Source organism: Streptomyces sp. WAC 06738, assembly GCF_003945505.1.
Lineage (GTDB): Bacteria > Actinomycetota > Actinomycetes > Streptomycetales > Streptomycetaceae > Streptomyces.
In genome coordinates this window covers 4,899,767-4,926,608 of record NZ_CP029618.1, presented here as the reverse complement: position 1 = coordinate 4,926,608, position 26,842 = coordinate 4,899,767, and the positions used below count along the sequence as shown (strand labels likewise).

Annotated in this window: 24 protein-coding genes; 12 read left to right on the top strand and 12 right to left on the bottom strand. The window is 72.6% G+C overall.

Going from position 1 to position 26,842, the window contains the following annotated elements:
- Positions 1-5 precede the first annotated feature (5 nt).
- From DMB38_RS21750 to DMB38_RS21735, 4 genes are read right to left on the bottom strand one after another with little or no spacing between them, the layout of a single operon-like run.
- A complete protein-coding gene (locus DMB38_RS21750) occupies positions 6-965 on the bottom strand; it encodes a complex I subunit 1 family protein (protein ID WP_125936600.1) in 960 nt (319 codons plus the stop codon).
- Complete coding sequence (locus tag DMB38_RS21745; protein ID WP_125936599.1) at positions 962-2,038, bottom strand: NADH-quinone oxidoreductase subunit C; 1,077 nt, start codon at positions 2,036-2,038, stop codon at positions 962-964. The genes DMB38_RS21750 and DMB38_RS21745 overlap by 4 nt, the downstream gene beginning before the upstream one ends.
- Positions 2,035-2,643: an NADH-quinone oxidoreductase subunit B gene (locus DMB38_RS21740; RefSeq protein ID WP_206337724.1), complete on the bottom strand. Its 609-nt coding sequence runs from the start codon at positions 2,641-2,643 to the stop codon at positions 2,035-2,037. The genes DMB38_RS21745 and DMB38_RS21740 overlap by 4 nt, the downstream gene beginning before the upstream one ends.
- Positions 2,634-3,026 (bottom strand): NADH-quinone oxidoreductase subunit A, encoded by a 393-nt coding sequence (locus tag DMB38_RS21735; RefSeq protein ID WP_206337833.1) that lies wholly within the window; start codon positions 3,024-3,026, stop codon positions 2,634-2,636. The genes DMB38_RS21740 and DMB38_RS21735 overlap by 10 nt, the downstream gene beginning before the upstream one ends.
- A gap of 268 nt (positions 3,027-3,294) precedes the next feature.
- Between DMB38_RS21735 and DMB38_RS21730 the strand changes: the two genes are divergently transcribed.
- The 5 genes from DMB38_RS21730 (at position 3,295) to DMB38_RS21705 (ending at position 10,082) form a co-directional block, all read left to right on the top strand.
- Entirely contained in the window at positions 3,295-4,503 is a 1,209-nt protein-coding gene (locus tag DMB38_RS21730) for a sensor domain-containing protein (protein WP_125936598.1), read from the top strand.
- A 138-nt stretch (positions 4,504-4,641) separates the two neighbouring features.
- On the top strand, positions 4,642-5,958 hold the full coding sequence (locus DMB38_RS21725; protein WP_125936597.1) for a sensor histidine kinase: 1,317 nt from the start codon (positions 4,642-4,644) through the stop codon (positions 5,956-5,958).
- 265 nt (positions 5,959-6,223) lie between these two features.
- Positions 6,224-6,883: a response regulator transcription factor gene (locus DMB38_RS21715; RefSeq protein ID WP_047020276.1), complete on the top strand. Its 660-nt coding sequence runs from the start codon at positions 6,224-6,226 to the stop codon at positions 6,881-6,883.
- A 240-nt stretch (positions 6,884-7,123) separates the two neighbouring features.
- The gene (locus tag DMB38_RS21710) at positions 7,124-9,013 is read left to right on the top strand and encodes a 2-oxoacid:acceptor oxidoreductase subunit alpha (RefSeq protein WP_125936596.1); all 1,890 of its coding nucleotides are present in this window, start codon (positions 7,124-7,126) and stop codon (positions 9,011-9,013) included.
- On the top strand, positions 9,006-10,082 hold the full coding sequence (locus DMB38_RS21705; protein WP_125936595.1) for a 2-oxoacid:ferredoxin oxidoreductase subunit beta: 1,077 nt from the start codon (positions 9,006-9,008) through the stop codon (positions 10,080-10,082). The genes DMB38_RS21710 and DMB38_RS21705 overlap by 8 nt, the downstream gene beginning before the upstream one ends.
- A gap of 82 nt (positions 10,083-10,164) precedes the next feature.
- On the opposite strand, the gene DMB38_RS21700 is transcribed toward DMB38_RS21705, so the two are convergent.
- Positions 10,165-10,560 carry a helix-turn-helix domain-containing protein gene (locus DMB38_RS21700; RefSeq protein ID WP_125936594.1) on the bottom strand — a complete coding sequence of 132 codons (396 nt, stop codon included), beginning with the start codon at positions 10,558-10,560 and terminating at the stop codon, positions 10,165-10,167.
- Between the two features lie 75 nt (positions 10,561-10,635).
- Between DMB38_RS21700 and DMB38_RS21695 the strand changes: the two genes are divergently transcribed.
- The 5 genes from DMB38_RS21695 to DMB38_RS21675 all read left to right on the top strand — a co-directional run bounded on the left by DMB38_RS21695 (position 10,636) and on the right by DMB38_RS21675 (position 16,147).
- Complete coding sequence (locus tag DMB38_RS21695) at positions 10,636-11,514, top strand: NAD(P)H-binding protein (RefSeq protein WP_125936593.1); 879 nt, start codon at positions 10,636-10,638, stop codon at positions 11,512-11,514.
- Between the two features lie 96 nt (positions 11,515-11,610).
- On the top strand, positions 11,611-12,651 hold the full coding sequence (rarD, locus tag DMB38_RS21690) for an EamA family transporter RarD (RefSeq protein ID WP_125936592.1): 1,041 nt from the start codon (positions 11,611-11,613) through the stop codon (positions 12,649-12,651).
- Positions 12,652-12,756: 105 nt separating this feature from the next.
- On the top strand, positions 12,757-14,205 hold the full coding sequence (locus tag DMB38_RS21685; RefSeq protein WP_240662408.1) for a hypothetical protein: 1,449 nt from the start codon (positions 12,757-12,759) through the stop codon (positions 14,203-14,205).
- Positions 14,202-14,990, top strand: a complete 789-nt coding sequence (locus DMB38_RS21680; protein WP_125936591.1) for an APH(3'') family aminoglycoside O-phosphotransferase — start codon at positions 14,202-14,204, stop codon at positions 14,988-14,990. Before DMB38_RS21685 ends, DMB38_RS21680 begins: the two co-directional genes overlap by 4 nt.
- Positions 14,991-15,007: 17 nt before the next feature.
- Positions 15,008-16,147: a hypothetical protein gene (locus tag DMB38_RS21675; protein ID WP_125936590.1), complete on the top strand. Its 1,140-nt coding sequence runs from the start codon at positions 15,008-15,010 to the stop codon at positions 16,145-16,147.
- A gap of 3 nt (positions 16,148-16,150) precedes the next feature.
- Here the strand turns inward: DMB38_RS21675 and DMB38_RS21670 are convergent, their stop codons facing one another.
- Positions 16,151-16,606: an NUDIX domain-containing protein gene (locus DMB38_RS21670; RefSeq protein ID WP_125936589.1), complete on the bottom strand. Its 456-nt coding sequence runs from the start codon at positions 16,604-16,606 to the stop codon at positions 16,151-16,153.
- A gap of 13 nt (positions 16,607-16,619) precedes the next feature.
- On the bottom strand, positions 16,620-17,237 hold the full coding sequence (locus tag DMB38_RS21665; protein ID WP_125936588.1) for a CGNR zinc finger domain-containing protein: 618 nt from the start codon (positions 17,235-17,237) through the stop codon (positions 16,620-16,622).
- A gap of 20 nt (positions 17,238-17,257) precedes the next feature.
- Here DMB38_RS21665 and DMB38_RS21660 point away from each other — a divergent pair, with 20 nt between their 5' ends.
- The gene (locus DMB38_RS21660) at positions 17,258-17,713 is read left to right on the top strand and encodes a VOC family protein (protein WP_047017488.1); all 456 of its coding nucleotides are present in this window, start codon (positions 17,258-17,260) and stop codon (positions 17,711-17,713) included.
- Between the two features lie 69 nt (positions 17,714-17,782).
- Here the strand turns inward: DMB38_RS21660 and DMB38_RS21655 are convergent, their stop codons facing one another.
- Positions 17,783-18,994, bottom strand: coding sequence for an outer membrane lipoprotein carrier protein LolA (locus tag DMB38_RS21655; protein ID WP_125936587.1), 1,212 nt, complete (start codon positions 18,992-18,994; stop codon positions 17,783-17,785).
- A gap of 208 nt (positions 18,995-19,202) precedes the next feature.
- Positions 19,203-20,213 carry a polyprenyl synthetase family protein gene (locus DMB38_RS21650; protein WP_125936586.1) on the bottom strand — a complete coding sequence of 337 codons (1,011 nt, stop codon included), beginning with the start codon at positions 20,211-20,213 and terminating at the stop codon, positions 19,203-19,205.
- A 189-nt stretch (positions 20,214-20,402) separates the two neighbouring features.
- Between DMB38_RS21650 and DMB38_RS21645 the strand changes: the two genes are divergently transcribed.
- Positions 20,403-21,620 (top strand): fumarylacetoacetate hydrolase family protein, encoded by a 1,218-nt coding sequence (locus tag DMB38_RS21645; RefSeq protein ID WP_125936585.1) that lies wholly within the window; start codon positions 20,403-20,405, stop codon positions 21,618-21,620.
- A gap of 58 nt (positions 21,621-21,678) precedes the next feature.
- Here DMB38_RS21645 and nuoN read toward each other — a convergent pair whose 3' ends face one another.
- The 3 genes from nuoN to nuoL are packed head-to-tail and all read right to left on the bottom strand — an operon-like array spanning position 21,679 to position 26,831.
- Positions 21,679-23,322 carry an NADH-quinone oxidoreductase subunit NuoN gene (gene nuoN, locus DMB38_RS21640; RefSeq protein WP_047017484.1) on the bottom strand — a complete coding sequence of 548 codons (1,644 nt, stop codon included), beginning with the start codon at positions 23,320-23,322 and terminating at the stop codon, positions 21,679-21,681.
- Positions 23,315-24,925, bottom strand: coding sequence for an NADH-quinone oxidoreductase subunit M (locus tag DMB38_RS21635; protein ID WP_125936584.1), 1,611 nt, complete (start codon positions 24,923-24,925; stop codon positions 23,315-23,317). The genes nuoN and DMB38_RS21635 overlap by 8 nt, the downstream gene beginning before the upstream one ends.
- A 4-nt stretch (positions 24,926-24,929) precedes the next feature.
- Entirely contained in the window at positions 24,930-26,831 is a 1,902-nt protein-coding gene (nuoL, locus tag DMB38_RS21630; RefSeq protein WP_125936583.1) for an NADH-quinone oxidoreductase subunit L, read from the bottom strand.
- Positions 26,832-26,842 lie beyond the last annotated feature (11 nt).

Genomic DNA, 26,842 nt, shown 5'->3' with positions numbered 1-26,842 from the left:
CACCGTCAGATCACCACCTTCACGATGCCGGTGAGCGCGATCTGCGCGAGGGCGAGCGGGATGAGGGTCGTCCAGGCGAAGCGCTGGATCTGGTCCTCGCGCAGCCTCGGGTACGTGACGCGCAGCCAGATCACGGCGAAGGCGAGGATCCCGGTCTTCAGCAGCGTCCAGAGCCAGCCGAGCCCGTCGGCGTACGGGCCGTGCCAGCCGCCGAGGAAGAGCACGGCGGTCAGCGCGCTGAGGACGACGATGCCGGCGTACTCGGCGAGGAGGAAGAGCGCGAAGCGCAGCCCGGAGTACTCGGTGTACGCGCCGAAGATGATCTCCGAGTCGGCGACGGGGGCGTCGAAGGGCGGGCGTTGCAGCTCGGCGAGCCCGGCGGTGAAGAACACCACGCCGCCGACGAGCTGCCACGGCAGCCACCACCACTCGAACCCGTCGACGATCCCGACGAGCGAGACCGTCCCGGCGGCCATGGCGACGGAGGCGGCGGCGAGCAGCATGGGCAGCTCGTAGGCGAGGAGCTGCGCGGCGGTGCGGAGGCCGCCGAGGAGGGAGTACTTGTTGGCGGACGCCCAGCCACCCATGAGGGACCCGAGGACGCCGACGCCCATGACGGCCAGCACGAAGAAGATGCCGGCGTTCAGCGCCTCGCCGACGCCGCCGTCGGGGTGGAAGGGGATGGCGACGAGGACGATGAGGTACGGCAGGAGGGCGACGGCGGGCGCGAGCTGGAAGACGCGGCGGTCGGCACCGGCGGGGACGACGTCTTCCTTCTGCACGAACTTGAGGCCGTCGGCCACGAGTTGCGCCCAGCCGTGGAAGCCACCCGCGTACATGGGGCCCACGCGGCCTTGCATGTGGGCCATGACCTTGTGCTCCGTCTGCCCGACGACGAGCGGAAAGAGCAGAAAGACGACGAGCACGCCGAGGAGGGTGACCAGGATTTCGAGCCCGTCGTTCACGGGGACTCACCGCCTTCGCCGTCCTCGGGGGCGGAGGAGGGTTCGCCTGCGGCGGGCTCGGCGGGTGGGGGCGAGCCGTCGTCGGGTTGCGGGCGTTGCCAGGGGGCGTCGGGCGTACGGGTACGGGAGCGCGGCTCCCGGCCCGCGGCGGCGGGCCCGCCACCGGCGGCCCGCTGCGACGCGGAACCCCCACTCGCGGAACGCGCCCGCCGCGCACCGCGCGGCCGGCCGCCGGCCCCGGCTTCGCCGGGAGTCGCGCTCGCAGCCTCGCCCGGTGTGCCGCCGGCGTTCTCGCCGTCCTGCGTTTCGCCCGAAGTCTCCTCGGCCGCCCGCTGCGAGGCGGAACCCCCGCTCGCCGAGCGGGTCCGCCGGGCGCCGCGGGCCGGGCGGTCGGTGCCGGATTCGGCGGGCGGTGCGGTGGCGTTGTCCTCCTGGGCCGCCGCGGCGGCCCTTCTCGTGCCCGCGCGGCGGGCGGGGCGGGCGGGGGGTGGGGGGAGGGTGCCCTTCTGGGGGCCCCAGTCGTTGGGGTCCGGCACGCCCGGGGGCTGCATCTGGCGCCGCTTCGGGCCCCCCGCGTGGGACTCGCCCGGCTCCTTCGCGCCCGGCCACGCCTTCGCCACCCGCGCCGCCAGGACGAAGTCCTTCCGCAGCGGGTGGCCCTCGAACTCCTCCGGCAGCAGCAGCCGCACCAGGTGCGGGTGGCCGGGGAAGTCGACGCCGAACATCTCGTGCGTCTCCCGCTCGTGCCACGCCGCCCCCGCGTAGACGCCCGTCGCCGTCGCCAGCGCCGGGGCCGCGTGCGGCACCGTCGTGCGGAGCAGCAGCCGGCGCGGCGGGGTGCCGACGGCGACGACGTGGGCGGCGATGCGGAAGCCCTCGGCCGGTTCGTCGACGGCGCTGAGCCAGTCGAAGAACGTGCAGCCCAGTTCGGAGCGCGCCGTCCGCAGCGCCTCGGTCCAGGCGGCCGCCGGTACGTCCACCGTGAGGACGCCGTACGCCTCCTTCGCCACCGCCTCCGGGCCGAACAGTTCCGTGGCCGGCCGTGGGAGCCAGCCCTCCCCCTGCTCCGTCATCCGGCGTCCTCCGGCGGCTTCACCAGCCCGCTCGTCAGCGCACCCACCGGCGCCCCGGACGGTGCCGTCCCGTACCGCTCCTCCAGCGACTCCCGCGCGATCTTCTCCTGGAGCTTCAGGATCCCCTGGAGCAGCGCCTCCGGCCGCGGCGGGCAGCCGGGCACGTACACGTCCACCGGGATGATCTGGTCCACGCCCTTCGTCACCGCGTACGAGTCCCAGTACGGCCCGCCGCAGTTGGAGCACGCGCCGAAGGAGATCACGTACTTCGGCTCCGGCATCTGCTCGTACAGCCGCTTCACCGACGGCGCCATCTTGTCCGTCACCGTGCCGGACACCACCATCAGGTCCGCCTGCCGCGGGCCGGGGGCGAACGGGATGACGCCGAGGCGGATGAAGTCGTGCCTGGCCATCGACGCGGCGATGAACTCGATCGCGCAGCAGGCGAGGCCGAAGTTGAAGACCCACAGGCTGTAGCGGCGGCCCCAGTTGAGCACGACCTTCATCGGCTGGGGCGCCAGCCGCTGGAGCACGCCCACGCGCTGCACGGGGGCGGGCTCGGGGGCAGCGGCCGGGGCGGGGGCGGCGGCGGGGTTCACGTCCATTCCAGGACGCCCTTCTTCCAGGCGTACAGCAGGCCCACGGCGAGGAAGCCGAGGAAGATGAACATCTCCACGAGCGTCACCGCCCCGTACCCCGGCGCCGCGAAGACCGTCGCCCAGGGGAAGAGGAAGATGACGTCGACCGCGAAGATCACGTACAGGAAGGCGTACACGTAGTAGCGGACCTGGGTGTGCGCCCAGCCCTCCCCGACCGGGTCCACCCCGCACTCGTACGTCAGCAGCTTCTCCGGCGTCGGCACCGCGGGCCGCAGCAGCCGGGCGCCGCCGAAGGCGACGCCGACGAAGAGCAGGCCCAGCACGGCGACGAGGCCGACCACCCCGTAGCCGTCGAAGTACCCGGCGGCGAGGGCGTCGGCGGCGAGCATGTCCGGCACGTCCGCTCCGCTCCTGACTGCTGTAGCTGGCTGACCCGTGCGCATTCGGTCAGGACATCGACCTGTACGGGCAAGGAGTGTAGGCCCTGCCCCGGGCCCCGTGGCCATCCCGTGTACGCCACTTCCCGCGAGCCGTACGCCTGCCGCACCGCCGGGCACCGAACCGGAGACTTCTCCGCAAAGGGTGGGGTTAACCCCCGCACGTTCCCCGGTACACCCCCCATGGCGCCCCCGCGCCCCGGCGCGGCACCCTGGGAGGATGAGTCACAGCCGCCCGGGTGCGGAGCCGCCGGCCAAGCCGGGCGGCGACAAGCCGCTGCCCCCACCGCGCCCGCCGCTCAGCGGCACGACCTGGCGTGAGATCGTGCACCTGCTGGTGAACCTCCCCCTGTCGATCTTCGCCTTCACCTACGTCTCGATCTGGCTCTACGCCGGCGCGCTGCTGTCCATCACGGTGATCGGCCTGCCGCTGCTGGCCGCCGGCCTCGCCGGCGCCCGGGGGATCGGTGCGTGGGAGCGCGCGCGGGCGCGGGCGCTGCTCGGCGTGCACGTCGAGTCACCGACGCCGATCCGGCGCAGCACGTACGGAGGCTTCCTGCCGTGGCTGTGGGCGACACTGAAGGACCCGGTCGGGTGGCGGACGACGCTGTACAGCGTGATGCGGCTGCCGTGGGGAGTCCTCACGTTCGCCCTCATGTCCGTGTCGCTCTTCGTCCTGTGGCCGCTGCTGCCGTGGCTGGCGCGCGGCCTGAGCGACGTCGACCGGGCGATGGTCCGCGGGCTGCTCAGCCCTTCCGACCCGCTGGAGCGGCGGATCAAGGAGCTGGAGGAGAACCGTGGCGTCGTGGTCGACACGGCGGCGGCGGACCTGCGGCGCATCGAGCGCGACCTGCACGACGGCGCGCAGGCCCGGCTCGTGGCCCTGGCCATGGGTCTCGGTCTGGCGAAGGAGAAGCTGCTGGAGGATCCCGAGGCCGCCGCCGAGATGGTCGGCGAGGCGCACGGCGAGGTGAAGCTCGCCCTGGAGGAACTGCGCGACCTGGCCCGCGGCATCCACCCGGCGATCCTCACCGACCGCGGCCTCGGCCCGGCGCTCTCGGCGGTCGCCGCGCGCTGCACGGTGCCCGTCTCGGTGACCGTCGACCTCAAGGACCGCCCCGCGCAGGCCATCGAAGGCATCGCGTATTACACGGTCTCCGAGCTGCTGCAGAACATCAGCAAGCACAGCGGTGCGAAGAGCGCGAGCGCCGACGTGTGGCGGGCGGAGGGGCGCATCATGGTGCAGGTCACCGACGACGGGAAGGGTGGCGCCCGGCTGGACGGCGGCACGGGTCTGTCGGGTCTTGCGGAGCGGTTGGGCTCGGTGGACGGGCTGCTGGTCGTGGAGTCGCCGACGGGCGGTCCCACGGTCGTCACCGCCGAACTCCCCTGGCGCAACCGCGAGTCCCAGGCGCAGGCGCGCGCGTAGCCGCACCGCCGAAGGTGGGGTTTTCCCCCGTACCGAGAGACCGACCTGCTCCATGGCCCGCGGCGCCCCCGCCGAGGAGGCTGGAGGCACAAGCTCGACAGACCCGTCACCAGCGCTCCGGCAGAAGGACTTCCGACGATGGACAGCACCGCGTACGCACCCGAGGCCCGCCGCCCGCGGCTTCCCCTCGCCCTGCGCGCCCCCTTCGAGGCACGCACCTGGCGCGAGTTCCTCTACCACCTGCTCAGCCTGCCGGTGTCGATCGTGTTCTTCGTCTACACGATCACGATGCTGTCGCTCGGCCTCGGTCTGCTGATCACGTTCCTCGGCGTCCCGGTGCTCGCCGCCATGCTGGCCGGCTGCCGCGGCATGGGCTACGTCGAGCGGACCCGCGCCCGGCTGCTGCTGGACCTGCACGTCGACGACCCGGACCCGCTGCGCCGCCGCGCCTCCGGGTTCATGGGCTGGGTCGGGTCGCTGTTCCGCAGCGGCGAGTCGTGGCGGACGATGCTCTACGGGCTGCTGCACATGTTCTGGGCGGTGTGCTCCTTCGCCCTCTCGGCGGGCGTGATGTTCTGGAGCTGGTCCATGGTCACGTACCCGCTGTGGCAGTGGGTCTTCCCCGCGCACTGGGGCCAGGACGGGCTCCAGGTGTACGGGAACGCGGACGGCGACGGCTGGTACCTGGACTCGCCGCTGGAGCAGCTCTTCGCGGTCGGCGTCGGCGCCGTGTTCCTGCTCGCCTCGCCGTGGGTGGTGCGCAGCCTGTCGTACGTGGACCGGGCGATGGTCGTCGGGCTGCTGGGCCCGTCGAAGCTGGCCACCCGGGTGCAGGAGCTGGAGACGGACCGCGGGGTCGTGGTGGACACGGCGGCGGCGGACCTGCGGCGCATCGAGCGCGACCTGCACGACGGCGCACAGGCCCGGCTCGTGGCGCTGGCGATGGACCTGGGGCTGGCGAAGGAGAAGCTGCTGGAGGACCCCGAGGCGGCCGCCGCCATGGTCGACGAGGCGCACGGCGAGGTGAAGCTCGCGCTCCAGGAGCTGCGCGACCTGGCCCGCGGCATCCACCCGGCGATCCTCACCGACCGCGGCCTGGGCCCGGCCCTGTCGGCGGTCGCGGCGCGCTGCACGGTGCCCGTCTCGGTGACGGTGGACCTGCTGGAGCGGCCGGCGCAGTCGATCGAGGGCATCGCGTACTACACGACCTCCGAGCTGCTGCAGAACATCAGCAAGCACAGCGGCGCGAGCCGGGCCATGGTCGACCTGTGGCGCGCGGAGGGACGGCTGATGATCCAGGTGACGGACGACGGCAACGGCGGCGCGCGGCTGGACGCGGGGTCGGGGCTCTCGGGTCTTGCGGAGCGGCTGGGCTCGGTGGACGGGCTGCTGGTCGTCGACTCGCCGCCCGGCGGCCCGACGGTGGTCACCGCGGAGCTGCCCTGGCGGGCGTGAGCGGCGCCACGGGGACGGGGCCGGCCCGCGGGCCGGCCCCGTCCCCGTACGCCTGCCGCCCGGCGCCCCCGGCCCCGGAAGCCCGCGCCGTCCCGCGCGGCAGCCCCGGCCCGCCGCCGGGCGCTCCCGCGCGCCCCGGCGCCACGGCCGTTTTCCACCCTTTACCTGCCGTTTTCCGCCTCCGGCGCCTCCCCCGCCGCGGAATCCTGGGATGCTGGAGGTCTACACATCTTCGTATGGGGGGCAGGCAACGGTGGAGGACAGCGTGCGGGTGGTCATCGCCGAGGATTCGGTGCTGCTCCGGGAGGGGCTCACCCGGCTGCTCACCGACCGGGGCCACGAGGTCGTCGCCGGCGTCGGCGACGGCGTGGCGCTGGTCAAGACGGTCGGGGACCTGGCCGCCGAGGGCAGCGCGCCGGACGTCGTCGTCGCCGACGTGCGGATGCCCCCGACGCACACCGACGAGGGCGTCCGCGCGGCCGTTCAACTGCGGCGCGAGCATCCGGACGTCGGCGTGCTGGTCCTCTCGCAGTACGTCGAGGAGCAGTACGCCACCGAGCTGATCGCCGGCTCCAGCCGCGGCGTCGGGTATCTGCTGAAGGACCGGGTGGCGGAGGTCCGCGAGTTCGTCGACGCCGTCGTGCGCGTCGCCGAGGGCGGCACGGCGCTCGACCCGGAGGTCGTCGCCCAGCTCCTCGGCCGCAGCCGCAAGCAGGACGTGCTGGCCGGGCTCACCCCGCGGGAGCGCGAGGTGCTGGGCCTGATGGCCGAGGGCCGGACGAACTCGGCGATCGCCGGGCAGCTCGTGGTGAGCGACGGCGCGGTGGAGAAGCACGTCAGCAACATCTTCATGAAGCTCGGCCTGGCGCCGAGTGAGGGAGATCACCGTCGGGTGCTCGCGGTCCTCACGTACCTCAACTCCTGACCGGGCCGCGCCACGGCGCCGCGCCTCGGCCCCCGCTCCGGTGACAAGGGATTGTCACACTGGCGGATGGGGTCAAGAGGGGCATTAGATAGCGACAAAAGGGGATATAGCCGGACGTCTCGCCACCGTCCAGTTTGCGGACGGACTGAGGAAGGCATGCCTAACCCGCGTACGATGTTCACTGGGTCAGGCGGTCGGAATCCCGTTCCCGAGCGGCCGCCGCGAGGGAGGTCCACGAAGGTGACCAGCGAGGTCAACAGCAAAGAGGTCAAGCGCCTGGACCGGGTGATCATCCGGTTCGCCGGTGACTCCGGAGACGGGATGCAACTGACCGGCGACCGCTTCACCTCGGAGACCGCGTCGTTCGGCAACGACCTGTCGACGCTCCCGAACTTCCCCGCCGAGATCCGCGCCCCCGCAGGCACGCTGCCGGGGGTTTCCAGCTTCCAGGTGCACTTCGCCGACCACGACATCCTCACCCCTGGCGACGCGCCCAACGTGCTGGTGGCGATGAACCCGGCCGCCCTGAAGGCGAACATCGGGGACGTCCCGCGCGGCGCCGAGGTGATCGTCAACACCGACGAGTTCAACAAGCGCGCGATGGCCAAGGTGGGCTACGAGGCGAGCCCCCTGGAGGACGGCTCCCTCGACGGGTACAGCGTGCACGAGGTGCCGCTGACCACGCTCACGGTCGAGGCGCTGAAGGAGTACGGGCTCTCCCGCAAGGACGCCGGCCGCTCCAAGAACATGTTCGCGCTCGGCCTGCTGAGCTGGATGTACCACCGCCCCACCGAGGGCACGATCGGGTTCCTGCGGGCCAAGTTCGCCAAGAAGCCGGACATCGCCGAGGCCAACATCGCCGCCTTCCGCGCGGGGTGGAACTTCGGCGAGACGACGGAGGACTTCGCCGTCTCGTACGAGGTCGCCCCGGCCCAGTCCGCGTTCCCCGCCGGCACGTACCGCTCGATCTCGGGGAACCTGGCGCTGGCGTACGGCCTGATCGCCGCGGGACAGCAGGCGGACCTGCCGCTCTTCCTCGGCTCGTACCCGATCACGCCCGCCTCCGACATCCTGCACGAGCTGAGCCGGCACAAGAACTTCGGCGTGCGCACCTTCCAGGCCGAGGACGAGATCGCCGGCATCGGCGCCGCGCTCGGCGCGGCCTTCGGCGGCGCCCTGGGCGTGACGACCACCTCGGGCCCCGGCGTCGCGCTGAAGGCCGAGACCGTGGGCCTGGCCGTGTCGCTGGAGCTGCCGCTGCTCATCGTGGACATCCAGCGCGGCGGCCCCTCGACCGGGCTGCCCACCAAGACCGAGCAGGCGGACCTGCTCCAGGCGATGTTCGGGCGCAACGGCGAGGCGCCGGTGCCGATCGTCGCGCCGGCCACGCCCTCGGACTGCTTCACGGCGGCCCTGGACGCGGCCCGTATCGCGCTGACGTACCGCACGCCGGTGATGCTGCTCTCCGACGGCTACCTCGCCAACGGCTCCGAGCCCTGGCGGATCCCGGAGGTCGACGACCTGCCGGACCTGCGGGTGCAGTTCGCCAGCAAGACGAACCACACCCTGGACGACGGCACCGAGGTCTTCTGGCCGTACAAGCGCGACCCGCAGACCCTCGCCCGCCCCTGGGCGATCCCCGGCACGCCGGGCCTGGAGCACCGCATCGGCGGCATCGAGAAGGAGGACGGCTCCGGCAACATCTCGTACTCGCCGTCCAACCACGACCTGATGGTGCGCACCCGCCAGGCGAAGGTCGACGGCATCGAGGTGCCCGACATCGAGGTCGACGACCCGGAAGGACCCTCGGGAGAACGAGCGCGCACGCTGGTGCTGGGCTGGGGCTCGACCTACGGGCCGATCACCGCGGCCGTACGCCGCGTGCGCCGCGCCGGCGACCAGATCGCGCAGGCCCATCTGCGCTACCTCAACCCGTTCCCGGGCAACCTCGGCGAGGTGCTGGCCGCGTACGACAAGGTCGTCGTCCCCGAGATGAACCTCGGCCAGCTCGCGACCCTGGTCCGCGCCAGGTACCTCGTGGACGCCTTCTCCTACAACCAGGTCAACGGCATGCCGTTCAAGGCCGAGCAGCTCGCCACCGCCCTCAAGGAGGCCATCGACAATGGCTGAGACGACCGCCGAGGGACCGGCGATCGACGCCCTTTCGCTCATCCCCAAGGCCGAAGCCAAGCAGTCCATGAAGGACTTCAAGACGGACCAGGAAGTGCGCTGGTGCCCCGGCTGCGGCGACTACGCCGTCCTCGCCGCCGTCCAGGGGTTCATGCCGGAGCTGGGCCTGGCCAAGGAGAACATCGTCTTCGTCTCCGGCATCGGCTGCTCGTCCCGCTTCCCGTACTACATGAACACGTACGGGATGCACTCCATCCACGGCCGCGCCCCGGCCATCGCCACCGGGCTGGCCAGCACCCGGCGCGACCTGTCCGTCTGGGTCGTCACCGGCGACGGCGACGCGCTGTCCATCGGCGGCAACCACCTGATCCACGCGCTCCGCCGCAACGTCAACCTCAAGATCCTGCTCTTCAACAACCGGATCTACGGGCTGACCAAGGGGCAGTACTCGCCGACCTCCGAGGTCGGCAAGGTCACCAAGTCCACCCCGATGGGCTCGCTGGACGCGCCGTTCAACCCGGTCTCGCTGGCGCTCGGCGCGGAGGCGTCGTTCGTCGCCCGTACCGTCGACTCGGACCGCAAGCACCTCACCGAGACGCTGCGCGCGGCGGCGGCCCACCCGGGCACGGCGCTGATCGAGATCTACCAGAACTGCAACATCTTCAACGACAACGCCTTCGAGGTGCTGAAGGACCGCCAGCAGGCGCAGGAGGCGGTGATCCGGCTGGAGCACGGACGGCCGATCCGCTTCGGCGCCGACGACCACAAGGGCGTCGTGCGGAACCCGGCCACGGGCGACCTGGAGATCGTGGAGGTGACGCCCGAGAACGAGGCGGACGTCCTCGTCCACGACGCCCACGCCGCCACCCCGACGACGGCGTTCGCGCTCTCCCGGCTGGCCGACCCGAACACGCTGCACCACACGCCGATCGGCATCCTCCGGAACGTGAACCGGCAGGTGTACGACACGGAGATGGCGGAGCAGCTCGACGACGCGGTGCAGCAGAAGGGCAAGGGCGACCTCGCCGGACTGCTCGCGGGCGGCGACACGTGGACGGTCCTCGGCTGAGCCGCGCCGCCGGCACGGCGGGCTGACGGTCGCGCGAGCGCCGGTCCCCCGCCGCTACGACCCGGGCCCGGGCCTGAGCACCTCAGGTCCGGGCCTCGTCGTACCCCTCCCGCGCCGCGGTCACCGCCGGCACGCTGTCGTTCGCCCAGATCGCCAACGGCCGTACCCGCAGGGCCGCCTGCTCGCCGAGCGGGGTGAGCGAGTACTCCACGTGCGGCGGGATGACGGGCTTCGCCTCGCGCAGCACGAGGCCGTCGCGCTCCAGCGTCTGCAGGGTCTGGGCGAGCATCTTCTCGCTCACGCCGCCGATCCGCCGCCGCAGCGCGCTGAACCGGATCGTGCCCTCCAGCAGCGCGAGCAGCACCAGCACGCCCCAGCGGCTGACGACGTGCTCCATGATGTTCCGGGCGGGGCAGTCGGCCGTGATCACGTCCGGAAAGTCCCGCAGCCGGAGTGCCGCCTCTCCCTCTGCCTGCATGCTTACCTCCACACCAGTACCTTACGTGAAAGTGGGTACTTTCTCTCCGTAAGTGTGCAGCCTACGGTGGCGGACATGAAGATCACCGTCACCGGAGCCACCGGACACCTCGGCCGCCACGTCATCGCCGCACTCCTGGAGCAGGTGCCCGCGGAGCGGGTGGCCGCCGTCGTACGCAGCAGGGAGAAGGCCGCGGACCTCGCGGCACGCGGGGTGGAGGTGCGGGTCGCCGACTACGACGAGCCGGCCACGCTGGCGGACGCCTTCCGCGCGGGCGAGCGGGTGCTGTTCGTCTCGGGCAACGCGGTCGGGCGGCGGGTGCCGCAGCACCGGGCCGTCGTCGACGCCGCCGCGGCGGCGCGGGTGGCGCTGCTCGCGTACACCGGCATCCTGGGCGGGCCGAAGGCGGACTTCCTGCTGGGGGACGAGCACAAGGCGACCGAGCAGTTCGTCCTCGACTCCGGCCTGCCGTACGTCTTCCTGCGCAACGGCTGGTACCACGAGGTCTACACCGACCAGCTCGCCGCCGTGCTCGACCACGGCGCCGTCCTCGGCAGCGCGGGCGCCGGCCGGATCGCCTCCGCCTCCCGCGCCGACTACGCCGCCGCGGCCGCCGCGGTGCTGACCGGCGAGGACCACGAGGGCCGGGCGTACGAGCTGAGCGGCGACACGGCGTGGAGCTTTCCGGAGTACGCGGCGGAGGTCGCCCGGCAGTCGGGCGCCCGGGTCGGCTACCGCGACCTGCCGCCCGCCGAGCACCGGCAGGTCCTGCTCGGCGCCGGGCTGCCGGAGGCGATGGCCGACATGCTCGTCGACGTCGACGCGGCGGTCTCCCGCGGACTGCTGGCCGGCACGTCCGGCGAGCTGTCCCGGCTCCTCGGCCGGCCGACGACGCCGCTGGCGGACGCGGTCGCGGCGGGCCTCGCGACGGTCTCGGCGACGGGGCGATCGTAAGGACCCAAATGCTGATACAGATATGACAATGGGCTCTCGCGCCCGCTACCGTCGGCACGGTGCCCGCCGTGCGGGCAGCGGAACGGGAGGGCGGTCGTGGGGTCATCAGGCGAAGCACCGGCGCGCGCGGCGAGCGAGGCCCGGCTCGGGCTCCTCTACGGCTTCGCCGCGTACGGCAGTTGGGGCGTCATCCCGCTCTTCTGGCCGCTGCTGGAACCCGCGAGCCCGGCGGAGATCCTGGCCAACCGGATGGTGTGGTCGCTGGTCGCGTGCATCCTGCTCCTGCTGGTGCTGCGCCGCTGGGCCTGGATCCGGCCGCTGCTGCGCGAGCCGCGGCGGCTGGCGCTGGTCGCGGGGGCGGCGGCGACGATCACCGTCAACTGGTTCGTCTACATCTGGGCCGTCAACTCGGGCCACGTCGTCGAGGCGGCCCTCGGCTACTTCATCAACCCGCTGGTGAGCATCGCCTTCGGCGTGCTGCTGCTGCGGGAGCGGCTGCGCGGGCTGCAGTGGATCGCGGTCGCGGTGGGCGCGGCGGCCGTGGTCGTGCTGACGGTGGGCTACGGGCGGCTGCCGTGGATCGCGCTCGTGCTGGCCTTCTCGTTCGGGACGTACGGGCTGATCAAGAAGCGGATCGGGCTGGAGGGCATCGAGTCCTTCGCGGCCGAGACGGCGGTGCAGTTCCTGCCGGCGCTGGTGTTCATGCTGGTCCTCGGCGCCCGCGGGGACTCGACGTTCCACACGGAGGGGACCGGCCACGCGCTGCTCCTGGCGAGCTGCGGCGTGATCACGGCGTTCCCCCTGATCTGCTTCGGCGCGGCGGCGGTCCGGCTGCCGCTGTCGACGATCGGCCTGATGCAGTACCTGGCGCCGACGCTGCAGTTCATGCTGGGAGTCCTGTACTTCCGCGAGTCGATGCCGGCGGAGCGCTGGGCGGGCTTCCTGCTGGTGTGGCTGGCGCTCGCCCTGCTCACGTACGACGCGCTGCGCACGGCCCGCCGCGGCCGGCTGGAGCTGCGCCGGGCGGAGGCGGAGGCGCGGGCGGCGGCCGCGGGGGCCGCGGGCGGTGCGGGCGGCGGGGCCGAGCCGGCCGCGGCCGGCGTGCCGGAAGCGGCGAACCCGGGCCGTCCCGCCTGAGGGACGGACGGTCCGGCCGGGGATCGGCGGTGCACGCGCTGCCCGTGTGCGGTGTACGTGACGGTGGCCGGGCACCGGCGTGGGGGCCGCGCGTAGGGTGCGGGGATGGGGCGTGAACGGGTGGATGCGGCGAAGCTGCGGGAGCAGGTGGGGACCGCGGGGGTGATGGGCGCGCTCGCCGGGGCCGCGCTCGCGGGCGGACGTGGAGCGCGGGTGGCGATCGCGGGTGCCGCGGCCGGGGCGGTCGGCCTCGGGGTGGCCGAGGCGGTCGCCCGGGTACGGCAGCGGCCGGGCGAGATCCCGGCGCTGTGGCAGCGCATCGCCGCGAGCGGCGCGCTGGCCGCAACCGCGGGCTGGGCGGGCGCCCTGCTGACGGGCGCGGGCCCGGTGGCGGTGGGCACCGTGGCCGGTGCGGCGGCGGGCGCGCTGGGCATACGGCCGCACAAGGTGGCGCTGGGCCCGGTGGTGGGCGCGGCGGTCGGCGGCGCGTACGCGCTGCGCGGCGGCGCCGCGGGCGCGAGGAGCAGGATCGGGGGAAGCGGGAACCGCACGGTTGCGCCCGCCTCTTCACCGCGGGACCGCGCCGGCGGCGCGGGCCACGCGGCACCGCGCACGCCCGGGTCCGGGGCCGTCGCCGCGCGGGGGGCCGCCGTGGCGGCGGGGGCCGTGGTGGCGTTCCGGGTGGTCTCCGCGCTGGTGTTCCGGGAGGCGCAGGTCAGCCTCGTCGCCGAGGAAGCCGCCACCGAGGACCTGCCGTTCGTCGTGCCGCTCGAAGCGCGGTCCGCGTACGTCGGCACCTCCTACGTACGCGAACTCGCGGGCGTCCTCGGCGGTACGTACACCGCCGACGCCCCCGACGTCGGCATCGTCGAGTCGCTCGACGCCCTCGCCGGGCCCGGCTTCGACCCGGCGGAAGTGGATCCGCGGGTACGGGAGTTCTACGAGCACACCGCCCGCTTCACCCTCGACATCGAGCCCCGCTGGCGCCTGTGGGTCCGCCCCGGCTACCTCCTCTACCGCACCCTCGTCGCCCGGCCCCTCGGCCAGGCCAACGTGCCGATGAACCAGCGCGAGGTGCTGCGCGGCATGCGCAGCCGCATCGACACCATCACCCCCGCACCGGACAAGGCGGCCACCGGCCAGACCGCGATCCGCGGCTGGATCCGGTCCTTCGCCGACACCGACGACCCCATCTACGTCGGCATCTACACCACGTACCGGCACGGCGACCGCGGCTACGTCAGCGTCGGATTCCCGCTCCCCCACGCGAGCTTCACCGCCACCCTCCTCCCCCGCGCCCGCCACGGCGGCGGCCTGACGCTCACCAGCCACGCGGCGGACGAGGCCGGCGCCGGCGGCACCGACCACCCCGGCCACTACCTCACGTACATCGACCCCGAGACCCGCGAGCTGACCACCCTCGGCGTGCACGGCTTCGCCGAGCGGCTCGACGTCCACGTCGGCGGCGACGGCCGGCTCCGCGCCGAACACGCCTTCTCCGTCTTCGGCATCCCGTTCCTCGTCCTGCACTACCGAATGGAGCGCAAAGCGTGACACCCCTCCTCCCGGACGACACCGAGTGGACGCCGGTCACCACGGGCGAGTCGGGAGCCGCCGTCTTCCGCAGCACGGACGGCACGCGCTACGCCAAGTGCGTGCCCGCCGAGGTGGCCGCGGAACTCACGGGCGAACGGGACCGTATCGCCTGGCTGGCCACCCAGGGCGTGCCGGGGCCCCGCGTGCTCGACTTCCGCTCCGACGACGCCGGCGCCTGCCTGGTGACCGGCGCGGTACCCGGCGTGCCCGCCGACCAACTCTCCGCGGCCGACCTGCGGGCCTGCTGGAAACGCATCGCGGACGCGGTCCGCGCGCTGCACGAGGTGCCGATCGCGGAGTGCCCGTTCCGCCGGGATCTGGACCTGATGATCTCGGTCGCCCGCACCGTCGTCGCCGTCGACGCGGTGAACCCCGCCTTCCTGCCCGTCGAGCAACAGACCACGCCCGCACCACAGTTGCTGGCCCGCCTCGAACCGCAGCTCGCACGGCGCCGGGCGCAGGAGGCGGCCGACACGGTCGTCTGCCACGGCGACCTCACCCTGCCGAACATCGTCCTCGACCCCGGAACCCTGGACGTGGCGGGCTTCGTCGACCTGGGCCGCCTCGGACTCGCCGACCGCCACGCCGACTTGGCGCTGCTCCTGGCCAACTCCCGCGAGACCTGGCCGGACGAGGCCGAAGCCCGCGCCCAGGACGCGGCGTTCGCCGAGCACTACGGCACGGCCCCCGACCCCGACCGCCTCCGCTTCTACCTCCACCTCGACCCCCTCACCTGGGGCTGACCCCTCCCGGAGAGACCGTGTCCCTACCACGCTCCGCCACCGGCACCCTCGCCGCCGCGGCCCTCCTCACCGGCGCGTGCAGCAGCGGCGGCGACGACGCCCCCGCCCTGCCGCGCCTGCCGGCCGACGCCCAGTACGTGACGACGCCCGAGGCGGCGCCGGCGTTCACGGGTACCCGCCCCGTCCGGCTCGACGGCGAGTCCACCGTCGCCGGGCTGGTGCGGAAGGTGACGCTCAAGAAGGTCCGTACGGCACAGGGCATATCCCCGGCGGCGACGCCCACCGACCCGTTCGAGACGCCCGCGGCCGACAAGATCGACAGCGATGCCCCGCCGCCGGAGGCGGGCGGAGCGGCGGGTGGCGGGCGGGAGTTACTGGTCGCGGAGTTGGAGGTGGACGAGCTGAGCGCGCTCTTCGCCCACGGCTCCCCCGGCATCGAGAGCAAGCTCGCGCTGAAGGTGAACGACAAGACCCGCGACATGCCCGGCCTCCTCGGCCAGGACTCGAAGGACACGATGACCCTCGTCGCCAACGTCCCCAAGGGCGCACCGGTCGACCTCGTACTCATCGAAGAGGGCCGCACGCAGAGCCTGGACCTCCGCACCGGCCGTCGCGGCGACGACGCCGTGGCAGAGCTGCAACGCCCCGTACTGGCCGGCCCGCGGGAAGCCGTCCGCTGGACGGTGACCGTCCGGATCGCCTTCGCGGGCGAAGCGGCGCCCCGCGTGGACGAGAAGAGGCTCGGCTGGGAAGCCCGCAAGGCGGACGCCCCGGACGGGGAGACCGGGTCCGGACTCCGGCTCGTGCCGTACTCCCCCGGGGCCGGGTGGGCGCCCGAGGGCAAGATGTGGCTGGAGCTGGGCGGCGTCTGGGGCGCCGAGGAGGAGTGGTTCAGGTACGACACCGACGAGAAGCGCAGCTACGCCGTCGAGGCGGCGGACGGCACGGCCTACCGTGGGCGTCACTACGACGGCAGCTTCACCGTGGTCTTCCTGGTCCCCGCCGACTTCCGCAGCGGCACGCTCCGGATCACCCCGCAGGGCGAGGCAACGGGCAGCGAGCACCTGGGCCGCTTCGACGCGGAAGTCATCGACTCCACCGCCTCCCCCGCCACCCCCTCCAGCATCCCCATCCGGCTGACGCCCACCGGGCCCTGACCCTCACGCCGGAGCCCCCGCCCTGATGAGCCGGACGTGCGCCTCCTGGAGCCCCTCCGGGAGGGCGTCCGGGCTGAACCACTCCGCCGCCAGGATCTCGAAGCCGTCGAGCTTGAGCGTTCCGCCCACGTGCAGCGCCTCGTACGCGATCTCCGCGCGGAGCCGGTAGCCGCTGGCCACCTGGACCAGCCTGCCGGGCACGACGTCGAGTCCCGTCTCCTCCCGGACCTCGCGCACGACGGTCTGCGGGAACTCCTCGCCCTTGACCGCGAAGCCGGTCGGCAGCCCCCAGGGGCGGGAGTCGGGCCACATGCGGTGCTTGAGGAGCAGCACCTGGCCCCGCTCGTTCCGCACCACACCCGTCACGCCGATCATGAACTTGGCCTGGGTGAGCCAGAGGATCCGCCACTGCACGGGACCGCGCAGGAGCTTCCAGGCCCGGGCGACGACACGCTTCATGTGGAGCATCTTGTCAGGAGTCGTCCGCTTCGCGCCGGGCTCTCAGGGTGCGGACCTTGTGGCGGTTGCCGCAGCGCTCCATGGAGCACCAGCGGCGGCGGCCGGGGCGGGAGGTGTCGGCGAAGAGGAGGTAGCAGCGCTCGCCCGCGCACTCGCGGATGCGGTGGGCGTACGGGCCGGAGAAGAGGTCCACCGCGTCGCGGGCGACCGTCGCCAGGAGCCGGGCCGTCGTCGCAGGTCCCGGCGCCCACGACGGGGTGCCGTCGGGGGTGAGGCGGGGGGCCAGCGGGGGTTCCGCCGCGGCGGCGTTGAGGACGGCGAGGTCCGCGGCGGGGAGGGGCTCGGCGCGGGCGCGGGCCTGGGTGAGGCGGAAGAGTGCGTCGCGCAGGTGGCGTACGGCCGGTACGTCGTCGTCGGTGACCGCCAGCTCCGGCACCGGGCGCAGCCTGCTCGCCGCCGCCCACGCGGCGACGTCCGCGGGGGTGCGCAGCACCTCGTACCGCGCGAAGGGGCCCGGGCCGCCGGTCGTCAGCAACTCCAGGCTGAGCGCGCCCGGATCGAAGCGGAAGACCTGGCCGTCCGGGGGTCGCATCTCGATGCCCGGGGCGCGGGCGCTTGCCTCGTCCACCATGTAACCAGTATAACCGGTACATGGTTCCCACACACTGGAAGCTCGTCATCGACGCCACCGACCCGCACGCCCAGGCCGACTTCTGGGCCGCCGCCCTCGGCTACGAGGTGGAGGACAACAGCCCGCTCATCGAGCAACTCCTCACGGCGGGCGCCGTCCCCGAGGACGTGCTCACCCGCCACCGCGACCGCCGCGCCTGGCGCACCGCCGCCGCCGTCCGGCACCCCGACGACCCGTACGACCCCACCTCCGGCACCGGACTCGGCCGCCGGCTGCTCTTCAACCAGGTCCCCGAGCCCAAGCCCGCCCACAAGAACCGCCTCCACCTCGACCTCCACCCCGAGTCCGGACGGCGCGAGGAGGAGACGGCCCGGCTGGCGGAGCTGGGGGCAGCCGTCGTACGGCACGTGAAGGAGCAGGGCGGCGAGTGGACCGTCATGACGGACCCCGAGGGGAACGAGTTCTGTGTGCACTGACGGGGGCGCACGCGAAGGCCGCCGCGTGCCGGGGAGGCGCGCGGCGGCCCTTGCGGTGCGGTCCTGCGGTCAGCCCGCGGCGGCCTCCAGGGCCTCCGGGGTGACGGCGCCGACGTAGACCTTGTCGTCCGTGATCAGCACGTTGACCAGCCGGCTCTCGAAGACCCGGCCCGCGTCCGTCTTGTCCGTGAAGAAGTCGAGGGCGGCCCCGGCCCCGTCCTCGCTCAGCGTGCCGCCGGGCAGCGAGATCTCGGCGATCGAGCCCCAGCCCTCGCCGTGGACCTTCACGTCCTCCAGGCCGCCGGGCGTGCCGCCCCCGGCCCGGTCGCCGCCGCTCCAGTCCCCGCCGGACCAGTCGCCGCCGAAGCCGCCGAAGCCCTTGCCGAAGTCCCCGCCGTGGCCTTCGCCGAAGCCCTCGCCCGAGCCCTTCTCGGTCACGTCGGCCCCGGCGGGCGGCGCGAACAGCCCGGCGTCCGGCTTGTTGAAGTCGACCTTCGTGAAGCCGGCGTCCAGGACCGTGTTGCCGTCGTCCGCCGTCAGCGCCACCCGCAGCGGCACGCCGTTGTCGGCGTCCACCGCGATGGTGACGTCCCGGACCGTCGACTCGTCCTGCTTCGGCGTCAGCCGCAGCTCGTACGCGTCCTGCCCGGCCACCTGCGCCGTGCCGGCGACGTCCACGTCCGTCGTCTCGTCCGCGGCCTTCAGCAGCCGCTCCGCCAGCTCCTGCGGGGTGGCGTCCTTCAGGTCCTCCGGCAGCCCGAGGCCGTGTTCCTTGCCGTCCTTCTTCCCCGCGTCCTTCGGCAGCGTGGAGTGGGACACCTCGTCCGAGCCGCCGCCGAACGTCCACACGTCCGTGCCGTTGCGCACCACGGTCCGGTCGCCGTCGGAGCCGGTGAGCGTCACCCGCTGCTTCTCCGGGCCGTCGGCCGCGACGTGCAGCTTGGTGTCGCCGGCGAGCAGGCGCGAGAGGTCCGCGCCTTCGCCACCGCCGCCGAACGGTATCGAGGGCAGGCCCAGGTCGGTGCTGACCTTCACCGTGCCGTCGACCGATTCGACCTCCGAGTCCAGCGCCTTGGCGATCAGTTCCTCGGCCGTCACGTCGTCCTTGCTCGGGCCTTCGTCCTGGGCGAGCGCGGGCACCAGGCCGATGGTGGCGGCGGCGAGCCCCGCGATACCCAGGGGCACCCCGTACCGCACCGCCTTTCTGCGCCGGGCCGCGGCGAGGTCCGCGGCGCGGTCCTCGGCCTCGTCGGCGGGTCGCTCCGGTGGGATCAGTGCCATGGGATGTACCTCCGTCTCCGCGAGGGTCCGCGGAAAGTCATTCGCTGCGTCACGGCTTCCCCTCCATCACAACAAACCGGACGGCCCGTGGCGTCAGCCCCTGGGTGCAGCTTCGATTACTCCTGTCGTATGACGGCATCCGCCCCGGGAGGGGGGATCACCCCGACCCTTGTACGGGCCATCCGCCCCCGGACCGCGGCCGGCACCGCTACCCCGCGCGGTCCACCACCGCGTCGCAGAGCCCCTCCAGGGCCGTCCGCGCCGGGCACGCCGGCAGCGCCGTCAGGATCGCCCGCGCCTCCGCCGCGTACCGCACGGTGTCCCGCCTGGCCTGCTCCACCGCCGGGTGGACCCGGAGCCGGGCCAGGGCCTCCGCGTGCCGCGAGTCGTCCGTCAGGTCGTCGGCGAGCAGCGCCGCCAGCTCCAGGTCCGCCCGCTTGCGGTGGCGCTGGGCGGCGGCGCGCAGGTGCAGCACCGGCAGCGTCGCGACGCCCTCGCGCAGGTCGGTGCCCGGGGTCTTCCCCGACTCGGTGCCGTCGCTGGTGATGTCGAGCAGGTCGTCCGCGAGCTGGAAGGCGATGCCGATGCGCTCGCCGTACTGCGTCAGCACCTCCACCACCGACTCGTCCGCACCCGCGGTCAGTGCGCCGAAGCGGCCGGAGACGGCGATGAGGGAGCCGGTCTTGCCGGCGAGCACGTCCAGGTAGTGGTCGACCGGGTCGCGGCCCTCGGTCGGCCCCGCGGTCTCCAGGATCTGCCCGGTGACCAGCCGCTCGAACGCCTGGGCCTGGATACGGACCATCTCGGGGCCCAGGTCGGCGAGGAGCCGCGAGGCGCGCGCGAAGAGGAAGTCGCCGGTGAGAACGGCGACGGAGTTGGCCCAGCGGCTGTTGGCGCTGGGGACGCCGCGGCGTACGGCCGCCTCGTCCATCACGTCGTCGTGGTAGAGCGTGGCCAGGTGGGTCAGCTCGACGACGACGCCGGAGGGCGCGACGCCCGGCGCGTGCGGGTCGCCGAACTGCGCGGCGAGCATGACAAGCAGGGGGCGGAATCTCTTGCCGCCCGCGCGGACGAGATGCCGCGCGGCCTCGGTGATGAACGGCACATCGCTCTTCGTGGCTTCGAGCAGCCCCTCTTCGACGGCCGCCAGTCCGGCCTCGACATCGGCTTCCAAGGCTCGGTCCTGAACGCTGAGCCCCAAGGGCGCGACCACGGTCACGAGGGCTCCTCCTGTCTGCAGACGTTCACGTGGAACAGATTGTCGATGTGTCGTTAGCAACCACCATGCACCACGTTCGCAGCGTATCCGGTCACGCGACGATCACGTCGGGCGGCTTCCCCTAGGCCGACCTGGGGGTCGTAACCTGAGGTCCCCAGCCCGCCGACCACGATGAGGCAGGATCCCGCGATGTCCGAGCACAGCCCGCTCGACGTGCCTGAAGGCGATCCCTTCGGGCCGCACAACCTTCCGTACGGTGTCGTCTCCACACCCGGCGGCACGGCCCCCCGCGTAGGCGTGCGCTACGGCGATTTCGTCCTCGACACCGCCGCCGTCGCGGCGGCCCTCGGCTCCCCGCACGCCGCGCTGCTCGCCGCCCGGACGCTGGCGCCGCTGATGGCCGCGGGCCGGCCGGTGTGGCAGGCCGTACGGGCCGAGGTGACCGGCTGGCTCACCGACCCGGCGCACCGCGCCGCCGTGGAGCCGCACCTGCACGAGGTGGACCGCGTCGTGCCGCACATGCCGTTCGAGGTCGGCGACTACGTCGACTTCTACTCCAGCGAGCACCACGCCGCCAACGTCGGCCGCATCTTCCGCCCCGGCGAGGAGCCGCTGACCCCCAACTGGAAGCACCTGCCCATCGGCTACCACGGCAGGTCCGGCACGATCGTCCCGTCCGGCACCCCCGTCGTACGCCCCGCAGGCCAGCGCAGGCGCGCCGCCGACGACCCCGGCCCCGTATTCGGGCCCAGCGTCCGCCTCGACATCGAGGCCGAAGTCGGCTTCGTCGTCGGCGTACCGTCGCGGATGGGCACGCCCGTGCCCCGTACCGCCTTCCGCGACCACGTCTTCGGCGTCTGCCTGGTCAACGACTGGTCCGCGCGCGACGTCCAGCCGTGGGAGCAGCGCCCCCTCGGCCCGCACCAGGCCAAGTCCTTCGCCACGTCCATCGGCACCTGGATCACCCCCCTCGACGCCCTCGAAGCCGCCCGCGTCGCCCCGCCGGAGCGCACGCATCCGCTGCTGCCGTACCTCGACGACACCGGCCCGGACGCCTCCGCCGACGGCTACGACCTGCGACTCGAGGTACGGATCAACGGCGAGACGGTCTCCCGCCCGCCGTTCGCCTCCATGTACTGGACCGCGGCGCAGCAGTTGGCCCACATGACCGTCAACGGCGCCTCCGTGCGCACCGGCGACCTCTACGCCTCCGGCACCGTCAGCGGCCCCGAACCCGATCAGGTGGGCTCGCTGCTGGAGCTGACGAAGGGCGAGGGCCCGTGGCTGGAGGACGGTGACACCGTCCTGATCGACGGCTGGGCCCCGGGTCCGAACGGCGTGCGCATCGCCCTCGGCGCGGTCGGCGGCCAGGTGAAGCCGGCCGGCTGGACCCCGCCGCGGGACTAGCGGGCGGCGGGACCAGCGGGCTCCGGGGTCCGGGGGCGGCGCCCCCGGACCCCGCGGCTCAGCGGACGAACACTCCCGCGTCCCCGGCCAGATCCAGGAAGTACTGCGGCGCCACGCCCAGCACCAGCGTCGCGGCCAGGCCGACCGCGATGGCGGTGACGGTGAAGGCACTCGGCACGGTCACCGCGGGGCCCTCGGGGCGCGGCTCGCTGAAGAACATCAGCACGATGACGCGGACGTAGAAGAACGCGGCGATGGCCGAGGCGATGACGCCGACGACGACCAGCGGCGTCGCGCCGCCGTCCGCCGCCGCCTTGAACACCGCGAACTTCCCGGCGAAGCCGCTGGTCAGCGGAATGCCCGCCATCGCCAGCAGGAACACCGCGAAGACCGCCGCGACCAGCGGCGAACGCCGGCCGAGCCCCGCCCACTTGGACAGGTGCGTCGCCTCGCCGCCCGCGTCCCGCACCAGCGTGACGACGGCGAACGCGCCGAGCGTCACGAAGGCGTACGCGGCCAGGTAGAAGAGCACCGAGGAGATGCCCTCCTCGTTGGCCGCGGTGACACCCGCGAGGATGAACCCCGCGTGCGCGATGGACGAGTACGCCAGCAGCCGCTTCACGTCGGTCTGGGTGATCGCGAGGATCGCGCCGATGACCATCGTGACGATCGCGACGCCCCACATCACCGGCCGCCAGTCCCACTTCATGCCCGGCAGCACGACGTACAGCAGCCGCAGCAGCGCGCCGAACGCGGCGACCTTGGTGGCCGCGGCCATGAAGCCGGTGACGGGGGTGGGGGCGCCCTGGTAGACGTCCGGGGTCCACATGTGGAACGGCACGGCGCCCACCTTGAAGAGGAGGCCGAGCAGCACCATCGCGCCGCCGATGAGCAGCAGCGCGTCGTTGCCCATGGTGTCGGCGAGCGCCGGGGTCATGTGCTGCGGGTTGCCCGCGACGACGTCGGCGATCTCGGCGTAGCGCACGCTGCCCGCGTAGCCGTAGAGCAGCGCGACGCCGAAGAGCAGGAACGCCGACGAGAAGGCGCCCAGCAGGAAGTACTTCACCGCCGCCTCCTGCGACATCAGCCGCTTGCGGCGGGCGACGGCGCAGAGCAGGTACAGCGGCAGGGAGAAGACCTCCAGCGCGATGAAGAGCGTCAGCAGGTCGTTCGCGGCCGGGAAGATGAGCATGCCGCCGGTCGCGAAGAGCAGCAGCGGGAAGACCTCGGTGGTGGTGAACCCGGCCTTCACCGCGGCCTGTTCCGCCTTGCCGCCGGGTACGGCGGCGGCCTCGGCGGCGAAGGAGTCGACCCGGTTGCCGTGCGCGACCGGGTCCAGCCGGCGCTCGGCGAAGGTGAACACCCCGAGCACGCCGACCAGCAGGATGACGCCCTGGAGGAAGAGCGTCGGGCCGTCGACGGCCAGCGCGCCCATCGCGGCGGTCTGCGCCTCGTCGGTGCCCTTGCCGGTGGCGGCCAGGGCGACGACGGCGCCGAACGCACCGGCCATCGCGAGCGTCGCGAGCCCGACCTGGACGGCGTACCGGTGCCGCCGGGGCAGGAACGCCTCGATGGCGATGCCCAGCACGGCCGCGCCGATGACGATCAGCGTGGGCGCCAGCAGGTCGTACTCGATGTGCGGCGCCTTGATCTTGTCGACACCGTCCTGCGCCATCCACAGGCTGTGGACACCCCTACTCATGCGCGGCCTCCACAGGGTTCACATCGGGCTCCGGGTCGGACTTCTGCACGTCGGACATGGTGTGCTCGACGGCCGGGTTGACGATCTCGGTGAGCGGCTTCGGGTACACGCCGAGGCCGATGAGGAGCGCGATCAGCGGCGCGACCACCAGCACCTCGCGCACCCGCAGGTCGGGCAGCTTCGCGACCTTCTCGGTGACCGGCCCCGTCATCGTCCGCTGGTACAGGACGAGGACGTAGATCGCGGCCAGCACGATGCCCACGGTGGCGATGATGCCGATCGCCGGGTAGCGGCTGAACGTGCCCACCAGCACCAGGAATTCGCTGACGAACGGCGCGAGCCCCGGCAGCGACAGCGTGGCCATGCCGCCGATGAGGAAGGTGCCGGCCAGCACCGGCGCCACCTTCTGCACACCGCCGTAGTCGCCGATGAGCCGCGAGCCGCGCCGGGTGATGAGGAACCCGGCCACCAGCATCAGGACGGCGGTGGAGATGCCGTGGTTGACCATGTACAGCGTCGCCCCGGCCTGGCCCTGGCTGGTCATCACGAAGATGCCCAGCACGATGAAGCCGAAGTGGGAGATCGAGGCGTACGCGATCAGCCGCTTGATGTCCCGCTGCCCGATCGCGAGCAGCGCGCCGTACAGGATGCTCACCAGCGCGAGCACCAGCACCACCGGCGTCGCCCAGTCGCTCGCCTCGGGGAAGAGCCCGAGGCAGAAGCGGAGCATGGCGAACGTGCCGACCTTGTCGACCACCGCGGTGATGAGCACGGCGACCGGCGGGGTGGACTCGCCCATGGCGTTGGGCAGCCAGGTGTGCAGCGGCCACAGCGGCGCCTTCACCGCGAAGGCGAAGAAGAAGCCGAGGAAGAGCAGCCGCTCGGTGTTCGTCGAGATGTCCAGGTCGCCGTTGGCGCGCGCCTGGAGGATCTCCTGGAGCGAGAACGTGCCCGCGCCGAGCTGGTCGTTGGTGACGACGAAGAGGCCGATGACCGCGGCCAGCATGATCAGGCCGCCGGCCAGGTTGTACAGCAGGAACTTCACGGCCGCGTACGAGCGCTGCCGCGCCGCCTCTTCCTCGCCGTGTTCGTGCGCCTTGTCCCCGAAGCCGCCGATGAGGAAGTACATCGGGATGAGCATGGCTTCGAAGAAGATGTAGAAGAGGAAGACGTCCGTGGCCAGGAAGCTGACGATCACCATCGCCTCGACGGCCAGGATCAGCGCGAAGAAGCCCTGGGTGGGGCGCCAGCGGGACGACTTCGTCTCGGCCGGGTCCGCGTCGTGCCAGCCCGCGAGGATGACGAACGGGATCAGCAGCGCCGTGAGCGCCACCAGCACGACGGCGATGCCGTCGACCCCCAGCTCGTATCGCACCCCGAAGTCGGCGATCCACGCCCGCGACTCGGTGAGCTGGAAGCGGTCGCCGTCCGGGTCGTACCGGACCGCGATCACCGCGGCCAGCACCAGCGTCGCCAGCGACACGCCCAGCGCGAGCCACTTGGCCAGCTCGCGCTTGGCCGCCGGCACCGCGGCGGTGGCGATCGCGCCCACGGCCGGGACCGCCGCGGTGATCGTCAGCAGCGGGAAGGAAGAATCAGCCATGGGTTCAGACCGCCCTCATCAGCAGGGTGGCGGCGATGAGGACCACCGCGCCCCCGAACATCGAGACCGCGTAGCTGCGGGCGTAGCCGTTCTGGATCCGCCGGGTCCTGGCGGAGAGCCCGCCGAACGCCGCCGCGGTTCCGTTGACGATGCCGTCGACCAGCTTGTGGTCCAGGTAGACCAGGCCGCGGGTCAGGTACTCGCCGGGCTTGACCAGCGCCACGTGGTTGAAGTCGTCCTGCAGCAGGTCGCGCCGGGCGGCGCGGGTGAGCAGGGAGCCGCGCGGTGCGGCGGCGGGGACCGGGCGGCGGCCGTACTGCAGCCAGGCCACCGCGACACCGAGGACCATGCAGGTGACGGTGGCGCCGGTGACGATGCCGACGCTCAGGCCGTCCGGCAGGTGCCCGTGCTCGAAGCCAGTGACCGGCTCCAGCCAGTGCACGAACCGCTCGCCGATGTCGAAGAACGCGCCCGCGCCGACCGAGCCGATCGCCAGCACGATCATCGGGATCGTCATCGTCTTCGGCGACTCGTGCGGGTGCGGCTCCTTGCCGTTCGCGTCCGGCTCCCAGCGCTTCTCGCCGAAGAACGTCATGAGCATCACGCGCGTCATGTAGTACGCGGTGAGCGCCGCGCCCAGCAGCGCCGCGCCGCCCAGGATCCAGCCCTGCGTACCGCCCTTGGCGAACGCGGCCTCGATGATGAGGTCCTTGGAGAAGAAGCCCGACAGGCCCGGGAATCCGATTATGGCGAGATAGCCGAGGCCGAACGTGATGAACGTGACCGGCATGTACTTCCGCAGGCCGCCGTACTTGCGCATGTCGACCTCGTCGTTCATGCCGTGCATGACGGAGCCCGCGCCGAGGAAGAGCCCGGCCTTGAAGAAGCCGTGGGTCACGAGGTGCATGATCGCGAACGCGTAGCCGATCGGGCCGAGCCCGGCGGCCAGGATCATGTAGCCGATCTGCGACATGGTCGAGCCGGCCAGCGCCTTCTTGATGTCGTCCTTCGCGCAACCGACGATCGCACCGAAGAGGAGCGTGACCGCGCCGACGATCGTGACGACGAGCTGCGCGTCCGGCGCCGCGTCGAAGATCGCGCCGGAGCGGACGATCAGGTAGACACCCGCGGTCACCATCGTGGCGGCGTGGATCAGCGCGGAGACCGGCGTGGGGCCCTCCATCGCGTCGCCCAGCCAGGACTGCAGCGGCACCTGCGCGGACTTGCCGCACGCCGCGAGAAGCAGCATCAGGCCGATCGCCGTCAGCTTGCCCTCGCTGGTCTCGCCGACCGAGTTCATCACCGGCTCGAACGCGAAGGTGCCGAAGGTGACGAACATCAGCATGATCGCGATGGAGAGGCCGACGTCGCCGACGCGGTTGACGATGAACGCCTTCTTGGCCGCCGTCGCCGCGCTCGGCTTGTGCTGCCAGAAGCCGATCAGCAGGTACGAGGCGAGACCGACGCCCTCCCAGCCGACGTACAGCAGGAGGAAGTTGTCCGCGAGGACCAGCAGCAGCATCGCCGCGAGGAAGAGGTTCAGATAGCCGAAGAACCGGCGGCGGCGCTCGTCGTGCTCCATGTAGCCCACGGAGTACAGGTGGATGAGCGAGCCGACGCCGGTGATCAGCAGCACGAACGTCATCGAGAGCTGGTCGAGCTGGAACGCCGCTTCCGCCTGGAACCCCTCGACCGGAATCCAGGTGAAGAGGTGGCTGTGCAGCGCCCGCTCCTCGCCGTCCTTGCCGAGCATGTCGGCGAAGAGGACGAGGCCGAGGACGAAGGAGGTGAAGGCCAGGCCCGTACCGAGCCAATGGCCCGTGCGATCCAGCCTCCGCCCGCCGCAGAGCAGCACCGCCGCGCCGAGCAGCGGCGCCGCGACGAGCAATCCGATGAGTGACTCCACTGGTGCGTCCC

Coding starts and splice junctions, on each gene's coding strand:
- DMB38_RS21745 (WP_125936599.1), bottom strand. CDS start 2,038: ATGACGGAGCAGGGGGAGGGCTGGCTCCCACGGCCGGCCACGGAACTG.
- DMB38_RS21685 (WP_240662408.1), top strand. CDS start 12,757: ATGGGGCGTGAACGGGTGGATGCGGCGAAGCTGCGGGAGCAGGTGGGG.
- DMB38_RS21660 (WP_047017488.1), top strand. CDS start 17,258: ATGGTTCCCACACACTGGAAGCTCGTCATCGACGCCACCGACCCGCAC.
- DMB38_RS21665 (WP_125936588.1), bottom strand. CDS start 17,237: ATGGTGGACGAGGCAAGCGCCCGCGCCCCGGGCATCGAGATGCGACCC.
- DMB38_RS21645 (WP_125936585.1), top strand. CDS start 20,403: ATGTCCGAGCACAGCCCGCTCGACGTGCCTGAAGGCGATCCCTTCGGG.
- DMB38_RS21635 (WP_125936584.1), bottom strand. CDS start 24,925: ATGGCTGATTCTTCCTTCCCGCTGCTGACGATCACCGCGGCGGTCCCG.
- DMB38_RS21700 (WP_125936594.1), bottom strand. CDS start 10,560: ATGCAGGCAGAGGGAGAGGCGGCACTCCGGCTGCGGGACTTTCCGGAC.
- DMB38_RS21695 (WP_125936593.1), top strand. CDS start 10,636: ATGAAGATCACCGTCACCGGAGCCACCGGACACCTCGGCCGCCACGTC.
- DMB38_RS21670 (WP_125936589.1), bottom strand. CDS start 16,606: ATGAAGCGTGTCGTCGCCCGGGCCTGGAAGCTCCTGCGCGGTCCCGTG.
- nuoN (WP_047017484.1), bottom strand. CDS start 23,322: ATGAGTAGGGGTGTCCACAGCCTGTGGATGGCGCAGGACGGTGTCGAC.
- DMB38_RS21740 (WP_206337724.1), bottom strand. CDS start 2,643: ATGGACGTGAACCCCGCCGCCGCCCCCGCCCCGGCCGCTGCCCCCGAG.
- DMB38_RS21725 (WP_125936597.1), top strand. CDS start 4,642: ATGGACAGCACCGCGTACGCACCCGAGGCCCGCCGCCCGCGGCTTCCC.
- DMB38_RS21730 (WP_125936598.1), top strand. CDS start 3,295: ATGAGTCACAGCCGCCCGGGTGCGGAGCCGCCGGCCAAGCCGGGCGGC.
- DMB38_RS21655 (WP_125936587.1), bottom strand. CDS start 18,994: ATGGCACTGATCCCACCGGAGCGACCCGCCGACGAGGCCGAGGACCGC.
- DMB38_RS21705 (WP_125936595.1), top strand. CDS start 9,006: ATGGCTGAGACGACCGCCGAGGGACCGGCGATCGACGCCCTTTCGCTC.
- DMB38_RS21735 (WP_206337833.1), bottom strand. CDS start 3,026: ATGCTCGCCGCCGACGCCCTCGCCGCCGGGTACTTCGACGGCTACGGG.